At 59.1% G+C, this 12,588-nt stretch carries 9 protein-coding genes; 5 read left to right on the plus strand and 4 right to left on the minus strand.

Going from position 1 to position 12,588, the window contains the following annotated elements:
* Positions 1-127 precede the first annotated feature (127 nt).
* Positions 128-1,987 carry a DUF885 domain-containing protein gene (locus GNX18_RS07570; protein WP_138237252.1) on the plus strand — a complete coding sequence of 620 codons (1,860 nt, stop codon included), beginning with the start codon at positions 128-130 and terminating at the stop codon, positions 1,985-1,987.
* A gap of 67 nt (positions 1,988-2,054) precedes the next feature.
* On the opposite strand, the gene GNX18_RS07575 is transcribed toward GNX18_RS07570, so the two are convergent.
* A complete protein-coding gene (locus GNX18_RS07575) occupies positions 2,055-3,563 on the minus strand; it encodes a fumarate hydratase (RefSeq protein WP_138237251.1) in 1,509 nt (502 codons plus the stop codon).
* Positions 3,564-3,834: 271 nt separating this feature from the next.
* On the minus strand, positions 3,835-4,596 hold the full coding sequence (locus GNX18_RS07580) for a hypothetical protein (RefSeq protein WP_138237250.1): 762 nt from the start codon (positions 4,594-4,596) through the stop codon (positions 3,835-3,837).
* 341 nt (positions 4,597-4,937) lie between these two features.
* Between GNX18_RS07580 and GNX18_RS07585 the strand changes: the two genes are divergently transcribed.
* The 4 genes from GNX18_RS07585 (at position 4,938) to GNX18_RS07600 (ending at position 11,174) form a co-directional block, all read left to right on the plus strand.
* Complete coding sequence (locus tag GNX18_RS07585; protein WP_138237249.1) at positions 4,938-5,519, plus strand: superoxide dismutase; 582 nt, start codon at positions 4,938-4,940, stop codon at positions 5,517-5,519.
* A 188-nt stretch (positions 5,520-5,707) separates the two neighbouring features.
* Positions 5,708-7,606, plus strand: coding sequence for a DUF885 family protein (locus GNX18_RS07590; RefSeq protein ID WP_205828090.1), 1,899 nt, complete (start codon positions 5,708-5,710; stop codon positions 7,604-7,606).
* A 155-nt stretch (positions 7,607-7,761) separates the two neighbouring features.
* A complete protein-coding gene (locus GNX18_RS07595; protein WP_240914288.1) occupies positions 7,762-9,795 on the plus strand; it encodes a di-heme-cytochrome C peroxidase in 2,034 nt (677 codons plus the stop codon).
* Positions 9,792-11,174 (plus strand): catalase family protein, encoded by a 1,383-nt coding sequence (locus GNX18_RS07600; protein WP_166216691.1) that lies wholly within the window; start codon positions 9,792-9,794, stop codon positions 11,172-11,174. The genes GNX18_RS07595 and GNX18_RS07600 overlap by 4 nt, the downstream gene beginning before the upstream one ends.
* Here the strand turns inward: GNX18_RS07600 and sodC are convergent.
* Both sodC and hda read right to left on the minus strand, forming a co-directional pair.
* The gene (gene sodC / locus GNX18_RS07605; RefSeq protein ID WP_138237247.1) at positions 11,168-11,707 is read right to left on the minus strand and encodes a superoxide dismutase family protein; all 540 of its coding nucleotides are present in this window, start codon (positions 11,705-11,707) and stop codon (positions 11,168-11,170) included. The genes GNX18_RS07600 and sodC overlap by 7 nt on opposite strands.
* Positions 11,708-11,835: 128 nt before the next feature.
* Positions 11,836-12,588, minus strand: coding sequence for a DnaA regulatory inactivator Hda (gene hda / locus GNX18_RS07610; protein ID WP_240914289.1), 753 nt, complete (start codon positions 12,586-12,588; stop codon positions 11,836-11,838).

The raw sequence follows: 12,588 nt of genomic DNA on the forward strand, positions 1-12,588 counted from the left end.
CTTTAGCCGTCGCCCCAAAGTGAAACAAGGCGACCTGGGTCACACAAAATAATCGCCGGAGCAAGGGATAACTATAAGTCGAGTGTGCTAGTTTTTGAGCAGAATCCGGCATTAATTCGAGCGCTCCATGAAACAGACCATCATCGCGATTACTCTGGCCACATTAATGTGCGCCTGTGACGGAAAAAGCCCCCGATCGGGTGATGGACTTGGCGAAAACACCAGTGTCGACACCGACATCCCGGTTTCTGAAGCGGCCAAAACTGGCGCCGATGGTAAAACCGCCACTGGCGCAGACGTCGAGCAATCCTTTCACGACCTCAGCGCACAGATGATCAAACGGATGTGGCAGCTGTTCCCATCCTGGGCCATCAGCAACGGCTATTACCAGGTTGCGGAACAGCTGGAGGTGCCCGACAAGCATTATCGACAGCAGGTGCTGGCATTCGCGCGCGATTATCGCAACCGTTTTGCGCGCTACAAACGCGACGAGCTGGACGTCAATGCGCGCACGGACCTGGCACTGATCAACAACTTCCTGAATGAAACTATCTGGAATCTCACGGAATTCAAGACATTTGAGTGGGACCCGAGCAACTACAACGTCTCCCATGGTTTTGCCCTGATTCTCAATACCGATTACGCGCCACTGGATGACCGCCTGCGCGCCTTCAGCGCGCGGATGCAAATGGTGCCAGCCTATTACGCAGCCGCGGAAAAATCCTTGCGCAACCCGGCCGCGCCCCAACTGGTATTGGCCATCCAGCAAAATGAAGGTGCCATGTCGGTGTTCGGTGAGGAACTGGAGAAAACACTCGCTGACAGCGGGCTGTCCCGCAGTGAAAAGGATTTATTTGAATCCCGACTTGCCGCCACCCGCAAGGCCATAGAGGAATATATCGTTTTACTACAGACCCTTCAGGCCCAGATGGCCAATGCCGACAGCTTCAGCGATTTCCGTATCGGTGAAACGCTATACGAGGAAAAATTCCACTACGACATTCAGATCGGCATGAGCGGCAGGGAACTATACCAACAGGCACTGCGCGAAAAGGATCGCCTGCACCTGAAAATGGACGATCTCGCCGACAAGCTGTGGCCAAAATATTTCCCGGACCAGTCCCGCCCCAAAGACATCCTGGTGAAAATCACCAAGGTACTGGAAAAGCTGTCTGAGCATCACGCCACCAAGGAAAACTTCAAGACGGAAGTGGAAAAGCAGATTCCGCAACTGGTGGCGTTTGTAAAGGAAAAAAACTTGCTGTCACTGGATGAGGAAAAGCCACTGGTGGTGCGCACCACTCCGCCGTATATGCAGGGCTTCGCAGTGGCCTCCATCAATGCCCCCGGCCCCTACGACAAGAATGCCAACACCTACTACAACGTGATGCCGGTCGCCGAACTGCCGGATGACCGCGCGGAGAGCTTTCTGCGCGAATACAACACCTACCTCATGCAGATTCTGAACATTCACGAGGCGATTCCCGGACATTACACACAGCTGGTATACGCAAACCGCTCACCGAGCCTGATCAAAAACATTCTCGGCAACGGCGCGATGATCGAAGGTTGGGCGGTGTACGCGGAACGAATGATGCTGGAGGCCGGCTACGGGGATTTTTCTCCGGAGCTGTGGATGATGTACTACAAATGGCACCTGCGCACCGTGGTCAACACCATTCTGGATTACTCGGTACAGGTCAAAGGCATGGAGGAGAATGCGGCTCTCGACCTGTTGATGAATCAGGGGTTTCAACAGCACACAGAGGCTGTGGGCAAGTGGCGCCGCGCCACTCTGAGCCAGGTCCAGCTCACCAGCTATTTTGCAGGGTACATGGATATCATGGCGCTGCGGGAAGAGATCCAGCAGTTGCTGGGTGACAGGTTCAACCTCAAGCAGTTTCACGAGCAGTTTCTGAGCTACGGCAACGCACCAGTGCCGGTCATCCGCGAACTGATGCTGGCGGAAATCGACAGGCAGAACTGACAACCCACAGATAAAAAAACGGCTGCCTGAGGCAGCCGTTTTCATCGGAACATCGAGCGAACGGGAGTTACACCACTCCCTCTTCGATCTTGTGTTTCCAGATCACCGGGCCGGTGTTGTGCACCGACTCCCCGTTGCTGTCCACCGCAACGGTGACCGGCATATCTTCCACCTCAAATTCGTAGATGGCTTCCATCCCCAGTTCCGGGAAGGCAATGACCTTGGCGTCCTTGATGGCCTGAGCCACCAGGTAGGCGGCGCCGCCCACGGCCATCAGGTAAACCGCTTTGTTGTCGCGGATGGCGTCAATCGCAGTGGGGCCGCGTTCGGCCTTGCCGATCATGCCCAGCAGGCCGGTTTCTTCCAGCATGGTGCGGGTGAACTTGTCCATGCGGGTGGCCGTGGTGGGACCGGCCGGGCCGACTACTTCGTTGCGCACCGGATCGACCGGGCCCACGTAGTAGATAAAGCGACCGGTGAGGTCCACCGGCAGCTTCTCGCCGGTAGCCAGGATGTCGACCATTTTCTTGTGCGCGGCATCGCGGCCGGTGAGCATTTTTCCGTTCAGCAGCAGGGTGTCGCCGGGTTGCCAGCTCAGTACGTCTTCGCGGGTCACTTCGTCCAGGTTCACACGGCGGGTGTTGCCGCCGGCCTCGCGGGTGATTTCCGGCCAGTCTTCCAGCTTCGGCGGGGTCTGGCGCGCTGCGCCGGAACCGTCGAGGGTGAAATGGGTATGGCGGGTGGCGGCGCAGTTGGGGATGATCGCCACCGCCTTGTTGGCGGCGTGGGTCGGGAAATCCTTGACCTTCACATCCAGCACGGTGGTGAGGCCGCCCAGGCCCTGGGCGCCGATACCCAGCTTGTTGACCTTGTCGAACAGTTCCAGACGCAGTTCTTCGGCGCGGTTGGAGGCACCGCGCTCCTGCAGCTCCTGGATATCGATGGGGTCCAGCAGGGACTCCTTCGCCAGCAGCATCGCCTTCTCGGCGGTGCCACCCACACCAATGCCCAGCATGCCGGGCGGACACCAGCCGGCGCCCATTTTCGGCACCATTTCCAGCACCCAGTCCACTACGGAGTCAGACGGGTTCAGCATCGCGAACTTGCTCTTGGCCTCGCTGCCGCCCCCTTTGGCCGCCACATAGACGTCTACCTTATCGCCGGCCACGATCTCGTAGTGAATGACCGCCGGGGTGTTATCGCCGGTGTTCTTACGAGCGCCATCCGGGTCCGCGAGAATGGAGGCGCGCAGCACATTGTCCGGGTTGTTGTAGGCGCGGCGCACACCTTCGTTGACCATGTCGGTCACGGTCATCTCGGCATCCCACTGCACGTTCATGCCCACTTTCAGTTTCACGGTCACGATGCCGGTGTCCTGGCAGATAGGGCGGTGGCCCTGGGCGCACATGCGGGAGTTGATCAGGATCTGGGCCATGGCGTCTTTCGCCGCCGGGTTGGCCTCCTTTTCATAGGCCTTGTTGAGGGCCTGGATGAAATCCTGCGGATGGTAGTAGGAGATAAACTGCAGCGCATCGGCCACGCTGTCGATCAGGTCGTCCTGGCGGATTATGGTCATTGCCGGCTCCGTGTGTGGTCTCGTCTCGAAGGCGGCGATTTTACACGAATTGCATGCGGGTGTTGGATTCGGCGCAACAAGAAATAGGAAGTAAATGAGGGAAAAGAGCGTTTAGGGCGGGAAATGAAAATGAGAATAATTAACGGCGGCAAAATCGCCGCAAATCGAAATCAGCGCTAGCGAACCCCTGAAAACGTAGCGACCGGACTGGCGCTCCAGCACCGGACGCCGTCAGGCGTCCGCACAGTAGTTTTCAGAGGTTCCCGCCGGATCAGGGAGCAGACGCCGTACTTGAGCTGGACTGCAGGCTGCGAATGGCATCGCGCAGCTGCACCAGATCCTTGTTGACACTGCGGCGGTAGCTGTCGATAGATTCCACCGCCTCCTCGTTGGCACCGACGCGCGCCGTCAGATCCGCGCGCACGGAGGCCAGTTGACGCTCCAGGCTCGCCACCTTGTCTTTGGTCTCGCGGGAGGCGTCGACGGTAGACTCTTTCAGCTTCGCCATTTCGCTTTCCAGTGCGGTCACCTTCTTCAGCCCGGACTCGACGCTGCCGATCTTACTGGTCAGCGCGGCGATGGACTTCTGCTGGGCAGCGTTCGCTTCCTTGTTGGCAGCGATGTCCTTGCGGTTGGTGTCGTAGGATACACCCCACAGTTTGCGGATTTCGGAGGCGTTCTCCTTCACCTTGGCATTCAGCACCTCCACGGAGGCCGCCGACTCTTCACCGGACATCTCGAAGCGCTTCTCCAGCTGCACAATGCGCGCGTCCGCATCCACCAGCTGTGCGCGGGTCACCTGCCATTGGTTGTAGAGGAAGCCCGCGGCCCCAAGCCCTGCCAGCGCCAGCAGTAAAGCCAGTATCGCGATGAATGAGGAGCCGCCACCGGAAGAGGGTTCGCGCACCGGCGCCGCAGCCGGCGGCTCGGGTGCTGCGTAGCGCCTACCGCCAATGGGACCATTGGCGGTAGGGATCTGAGGGTCCATAGAAGATGAGCTGCTGCCATCGAATGTGGGCTCTCTGCGTTGCATGCTGTTGTCCTGCGTTGGCTCGCGGCCCATCGGGCCGGATGTAGGTAGAAAACTGCGGCAGTTATACCAAAAAATTGACGAAAAAGTAACCGGGCGCAGTTATCAGAATAGGTCATTCCCACTTCGCTGGCACCTTCGGGACTGCTCCGTCAAAACCCCGTTGGGGCGCAATTGTTCACAACTTGCGCATATCTTGTCGGCAACTTCACTTGTGTCACCCTTTGGCCTGTCCGATGGCTTAATAATGACATCAAGCGCGTGTAGAATGCATGCCACCAATAACTGACCCATCGCCGGACATGCGGTCGGCGGGGGTCCCAAGACAAAGGAAGGATTACTACATGGCACATGTTCTCCCCGAACTCCCCTATGCTATGGACGCGCTGCAGCCGCACATCTCCCAGGAAACCCTGGAGTACCACTACGGCAAGCACCACAAGACCTACGTCGACAAACTGAACGGCCTGCTGGAAGGCACTCCGGACGCGGAAAAATCCCTGGAAGACGTCATCAAGTCCTCTTCCGGCGGTGTTTTTAACAACGCGGCCCAGATCTGGAACCACACCTTTTACTGGAACTGCCTGAGCCCGAACGGCGGCGGCGCAGCCACCGGTGCGGTAGCGGATGCCATCAATGCGGCCTTCGGTTCCTTCGACAAGTTCAAGGAAGAATTCACCAACAGCGCAGTGAACAACTTCGGTTCCGGCTGGACCTGGCTGGTGAAAAAGGCCGACGGCTCCGTAGCTATCGTCAACACCTCCAATGCCGAAACCCCGCTGACCGACAGCAGTGTTACCCCGCTGCTGACCTGCGATGTATGGGAACACGCCTACTACATCGACTACCGCAATTTGCGTCCGAAGTACCTGGAAGCGTTCTGGGCACTGGTGAACTGGGACTTCGCGAACCAGAACTTCGCCTGATCTGCTTGCAGATCCGCGCCGCGAGGCGCAAACGAGAAGCGGGCTGCGGCCCGCTTTTTTTATGTCCGCCGTTTTACACCCGCCTCCAGCACCCGCACACGGAATTTGCATCGCTATGCAGTTATGGGTACAACACAGGCGCTGCAACCAAGCAGACACACCTCTAAAACAGAAGCTGAGAGCACAACATGAAGCTGAAGATGACTTTGCTGGCCGCTGCCATAAGCACCCTGGCCATGGCGGGTTGTGAGCGGGAATCCGCGAACACCGACCAACAACCCTCCGTCACGAACAGTGCCGAAACCCAGTCGGCCGCCACCCAACCGGAAGCTGCGGGCGACGGACAAGGCAGTGGCAACCCGGACGTCATCGCCAGTACCAACCAGCTGTTTGAAGAACAATTCCAGACACACCTTGACCGCAGCCCGGAGTTCAAGACCTTCCTCGGCATGAAAGACGGCTACGACAAGTGGGATAACATTTCACCGGCGTTTGAAGAGGAAACTCACGAGATCAACAAGCGGCAGTTGGAAGCGCTGAAAAAAATTGATCCAACCCAGCTGGACGATGCCACCCGCCTGTCGCTGGAACTCGCCATCCGCAATCTGGAGCAGGATATCGAGGGTTATCAGTGGCGGCTGCACACCTACCCAGTCAATCAGATGTACGCGACCCACACCGGCGTTGCCTCACTGTTGATTAACCAGCACCGTATCGATGATATCTCCGATGCGGAAGCCTACATCGCACGCCTGAATGCACTACCTGAACACTTCCAGCAGCTGATCGCCAACCTCAAGGAACGCGCCAATGCGGGCGTCATCGTGCCCAAGTTTGTATTCCCCTATGTGATCAGCGACGGCAAAAACCTGATCACCGGTGCGCCCTATGACGATGGCAAAGACAGCACCCTGTATGCGGATTTCAAAGGCAAGGTAGACAAGCTCAGCATCAGTGACGAGGAGAAATCCGCGCTGGTTGAAAAAGCCAGAACGGCCATGCTTGAACGGGTGAAGCCCGCCTATGAAAACCTGAACAGCTATCTCGCCGAGCTGGAGAAAAAAGCCACCACCGATGACGGCGCGTGGAAGCTTCCCGACGGCGACAAGTTTTACCAGCACCGCCTGAACGTCTATACCACCACCGACATGACCGCCGCCGAAATCCACCAAAAAGGTCTTGAGGAAGTGGCGCGCATCCACGACGAAATGCGCGCGATCATGAAGCAGGTCAAGTTTGACGGCAGCCTGCAGGAATTCTTCGAATTCATGCGCACCGATCCGCAGTTCTATTACCCGGAAACCGAAGATGGCAAACAGCGCTACCTGAAAGAAGCCACCGCCATCATCGACACCATGAAAGGCCGCCTGGACGAACTGTTCATCACCAAGCCGAAAGCAGATCTGATCGTGAAGGCGGTAGAACCCTTCCGTGAAAAATCGGCGGGCAAAGCGTTTTACCAGCGTCCCGCGCCAGATGGCTCGCGCCCTGGCATCTACTACGCCAACCTGTACAAAATGAGCAGTATGCCCACCTACCAGATGGAAGCGCTCGCATACCACGAAGGCATCCCCGGCCACCATATGCAGCTGTCCATTATGCAGGAACTGGAGAGCGTTCCCTCATTCCGCAAATACGGCGGTTATACCGCCTATACCGAGGGTTGGGGGCTCTATTCCGAGCTGGTACCCAAGGAGATCGGCTTCTACCAGAACCCGTATTCCGACTTCGGCCGCCTGGCGATGGAACTCTGGCGCGCGGGACGATTGGTAGTGGATACGGGTATCCACAGCAAGAAGTGGACCCGCGAGCAGGCCATCGACTGGCTGACGGAAAACACCCCCAACCCGCCTGCGGATGTGCAGAAGGCCATTGAGCGTTACATCGTTATGCCCGGCCAGGCAACCGCCTATAAAATCGGCATGATGAAAATCGTCGAGTTGCGCGAGCGCGCGAAACAGGCGCTGGGCGATAAGTTCGATATTCGCGAATTTCACGACGTCGTGCTGGCGAACGGTGCGGTGCCGCTGGATGTGCTGGAAGAGCTGGTGGATGACTGGATCGAAGAGACCAGAAACAGTAACTGATTTTCCAGACATTCTCTGATTACGATTACAGGCCGGGCATGGAAGGCGATTACTGCCATCCATGCCCGGCTTTTGTTTTTCCGCCCACGCCATTTACAATCCGGCGTCACAGCGCAAAACCAGCATTTCTATAAAAAATCAAAATGGATTTTCAAATGTCTTTACGGCAAATGCCTGCTGTTCGCCGCGCCGGCCGCACATTCACCTTTCTGGCCATTGCCATCGCCACCGTGCTTGCCGGTTGTACCATCGCCCGCGAGTATTTCGCCCCCAAAATCACCCGCGAACACATTACCGAGGTGCGTTATCTCGACCAGGGGTGGACCGCGCAAGACCGCGAGCTTTTCTACACCACCCCTCAGGGCACCGAGCTGCAGGGGCTGCACTATCGCTGGTTGACCGCACTGGAATTGCCGTTTTCCCGGGACCCACTTGCCAGCGCTGATAATCTGCGCGGCTGGGGATTTATTGTCGATAGCGGCGGCAGTAGCACCGAAAGCGAGGCGGGACTGCACCCTGTCGGCATGGGCAGACACCTGAACAACGAGGACAACACCGAGCGCCTCGATCTCGGCTGCGCCCTCTGCCACACCGGCGAACTGCACTATCGGGGCACCGCCCTGCGGGTGGACGGCGGTCAGGCCATTCACGGTATATCCACCAGCGCGCCGGGGGAGTTCATCGTTGCGCTGAACGCCGCCGCGATAGAAACATTCATCAACCCGAGAAAATGGGCGCGCTTCGCCGACCGGGTTGCCGGGGATGACCCCGTCGCGCGCAAACAGCTCAAACAGGATCTTAAACGCTACCTGGGTGAAGTGTGGAAATTCTCCCGGGGCCCCGGTCAGTCAACGCTCTTCCCCACCCCCGAGGGCCGCGGCCGCACCGATGCGGTCGGGCGCATCGGTAACGTGGTCTTTGGCTACAATCTCGGCATCGAGGAGAACTACAAGATCGCCAATGCGCCGGTCAGCTACCCCTTCCTCTGGGATATCTGGCGTTTCGATTGGGTGCAGTACACCGGTTTTACCAACCAGGCCATGGCGCGCAATGTAGGCGAGAGCCTCGGGGTGATGGCGCCGGTGAAATTGGTGGATGAACGTGGCGCACTGCTGCCGGAGGGAGAGTTTGGCCAGTCCACTATCGACGTGGAGGGTATGCAGTGTATCGAGACCACCCTGCGCAAGCTCAAACCTCCGAAGTGGCCGCAAGATGTGCTGGGGGAAATCGACATCGCGCGCGCCCGCCAGGGAAAAGCACTGTTCGCGGACCAGTGCGCCCACTGCCACGGTCCACATGAGTCAGCCCCTTACGCCTGGCCGGTCGCCGGCGGACCAGAACAAAATCCGGCGCAGCAGGGCAGTGTCAACTGGCAGTGGGATATGGCGGGGCAGATTTCTTATGACGAGGAGAATCACCCGGTGCGGGAGGACTGGCGCGAGTCCCTGTGGGCGCTTCCCTGGATTGATATCGCCGTTATCGGCACCGACCCGACCGCTGCGCGCAACTATTTGAATCACACCTACGACCCCGGCCCGCTGGTACCACCAAACCCCGATGACTCCGACAGCCGGCGAGTCAACGCCGGCGATGGACTGCAGTTGCTACTGAATGAGCTGGTCCCCGTGCTGTACAAAAACCGCGGTATTTCCAGTGACCACAATGGCATCGCCGACTACGACGGTCTCAATGTTCCTTTCCGCATCGCCAGTAAGCCGGCCTACAAGGCGCGTCCGCTCCACGGTGTGTGGGCGACACCGCCATTCCTGCACAACGGCTCGGTACCCACCATTTACGACCTGCTTTCACCTCTGGCCGTGCGCCCGATAAAATTTGGCCTCGGCCACCGCGAATACAATCCGCAAAAGCTCGGCTACGTCACCGATATGCGCCCGGGAAGTTTCGAGTTCGATACTACCCTCGACGGTAACAGCAACAGCGGGCACCTGTTTACCGATGCCGACGTCACCGGCCGTATCGGCAGCCGCCTGAGTGAACGCGAGCGCATGGCATTGATCGAGTACCTCAAGGTAATGGGTAACCCCGAATTCAGTACTGCTCTCGGCGGCGACCCGCAAAACTGGGATCAGTACCCGGCCCCACCCGCCAGCGCCATCGGCGAGATGGCCTGCGACAAGTACCGCCGCAACCCGGGAAATACATTGGTGCAGAGGCAGGTGCAACCATGAGCTACACCCTTCTCACGGCCAAGATATCGGCACTGACATTGACCCTTTTTTGCGCAGCAAGCTTCGCCGACCAGGACCATGAACACAGGCGAGAATCCCTGCGCGCGCTGGATGCCAGTATCCAGCAACTGGGTATGGATGTATCCAGTGCGGAGCGCGACGCCATCGCTTCCGCCATGCTGGCGGGGCTCGACGTTTCCCGCGCCGCACAGCAGCAGAACAGCCCCCGTTACGGCGACCGGTTTCGCCGCGATGCCCACGCCAAGGCCACCGGCTGCCTGCGCGCGGAGTTTGAAGTAAACGGCGATATTCCCAATCAGTTCCGCCACAGCGTGTTCGCCAACCCCGGGCGCCGGTACCAGGCCTGGATTCGCTTTTCCAATGGCGACATGCTGGTGCAGGCCGACGGCGAGAAAGACGCGCGCGGAATGGCGATCAAGCTGATGGGAGTTAGCGGTACGCCTCTCGCGCCAGAGCTGGGTGCCGGCGGCACCCAGGATTTCCTGATGGCCAACAACCAGGCGTTTTTCAATCGCAACATCCACGACTATGCGGAGAACATGCAACACCTGGCCAGGCTCGACCGAAGCGGATGGTTTTTCAGCCTGTGGCCGCCGCGCCTGCATCTGAAACAGCTGATTCGAGCCGCGCAGACCGTGTCGTCTACCATCGACACACCGCTGCAAGAGCGCTACTTCTCCATCCTCCCCTACCGGTTGGGGGAAACGGAAATTAAATTCGCCAGCCGTCCCTGCGCCGGCGCCGACTATCCGATCACCGTCGACCAATCCGATGAGAACTTTCTCACCACACAGCTCGCCTACAACCTGCAGTCAGCCAGCGCCTGCTTTGACTTTGTGGTGCAGCCGCGCAACACCGATGCCAACACACCACTGGATGACGCCACCGTGATCTGGGAAGAAAAGGACTCGCCATTTATTCCCATCGCGCGCATTCACATCCCGCCACAAACCTTCACCAGCGAGGCGCAGTGGGAGTTCTGCGAAAACCTCTCCATGAACCCCTGGCGCGGGGTGGGCGAATGGGAACCGCTGGGGAGCCTCAACCGCGCGCGGCGGCTCGTGTACCATGCCGTGTCGGAGTTTCGCCACACCAGCAACAATGCTCCGCTACAGGAACCAGAGGGCTGGTGCCTGCCGGGAGAGGTGTGCACACCGCAACAGGGGTTGAACATCGTCAAACCGACCTGGCCCCTGCCACGGTGTTTTGACGCGCTGGCGCGCTCTGTGGATGGACAGGTTTTAGACAGCCAGTGTGCGGATGATTCTTATGCAATCGACTTCAGTGCGCAGAAGGTGGAGGCGGGGGCTGCACCTGGCAGCAGCGCCGCCACCAAATCAATTCAAAGCCACTACTGAATAACACCGCAGGCCATACGCGCGCCACCGCCACCCAGCGGGCTCGGGTGGTCGGAATAGTTGTCGCCACCGGCGTGGATCATCAACGCCCGCCCTTTCAGGTCGGATGTCTTCACCCGCGGCGCCAGCACCGGGGTCGTCGCTTTGCCGTCGCCGTCTACATACAGCGCCGGCAGGTCACCCAGGTGGCCGTCGCCCCAGGGCGCCCCGTGTTTGCCGGTCTTGTGCGGGTCGTAGTGTCCGCCGGCCGCCAGCCCCGGCACCATTTTCCCGTCCTTTTCCGCCGGCTCGCAGCTGCCGTTTTCGTGCAGGTGAAAGCCGTGCTGCCCCTCAGGCAGTCCCTTCAGATTCGGTGTAAACACCAGGCCATACGGCGTCTCTGAAACCGTGACCGTACCCAGCAGGGTGCCGACGCCCTTGCTGTCGAGCTTCAATACACTGACCACGGTCTGCGCACTCGCAAAAGCCGCCACGCTCATCAGTATTGCGGCAGCACCGGTGCGGATCAGGAAATTTCGGGGAAACTGGAACATGCGCGTCCTCCACTGTGTGCCGGTCGCTGCAAACGGTGCCGGCGGATAAATTCACGCTAACGAATACAGTGTAGAAGCAAATGCCAGAAAGGCCGGGCAAATGCGCCGGCCGCGGGGCTGGTGCAGGTTCAGATATTTAAAACCTGTTTGACGAAGGGGATCGTGATTTTGCGCTGGGCCTGCAGCGATGCGCGGTCCAGCTGTTCCAGGCAGGCGAAGAGCGCACGGGTGTCCCGGGGTGCCCGGTGGAGGATGTAGTGCGCCACGTCCTCCGAGAGATCGAAACCGCGCAGCCTGCTGCGCTGCCGCAGGGCCGCCAGCTTGTCGTCGTCGCTCAGAGGATGCAGCTGGAAAGTGAGCCCCCACTGCAGGCGCGACTGCAGATCCGCAAGTTCCAGCGCCAAACCGCGGGGCGACTTGCGCGCACCGAGTAACAGCTGGCGGCCGCTGTCGCGGAGACGATTGTAGAGGTGGAACAGCGCCGTCTGCCAGTTGCGACGGCCTTCGATCAGATGGAGATCGTCAATACACACCAGATCGAGATATTCGAGCCCCTCTACCATTACCTCCGGGTCACCGTCGATCAGGTCCGCCAGTGGCAGGTACTGGAACCCGCGATGAGCGATCTCCGCCCCCTGGCACACCGCCTGCAGCAGGTGAGTGACACCACTACCAGACTCTCCCCACAGATAAATGCAGGGCTCGGCGTTGTCGCCACTGGCAAACGCCCGCAGAAGACCGACGATCTGTCGATTGCCACTTTCCAGCCCCTCACCCTCACTGCAGGGCTGGAAAAAATTCGCAAAAGTGGCGTCGTCCCGCAGGGAAACACCCAGCGAGAGCTGCTGTGGCACGCCACCAGATTGTTTGTTCTGCGCCAC

Source organism: Microbulbifer sp. SH-1, assembly GCF_011326135.1.
Classification (GTDB): Bacteria; Pseudomonadota; Gammaproteobacteria; order Pseudomonadales; family Cellvibrionaceae; genus Microbulbifer; species Microbulbifer harenosus.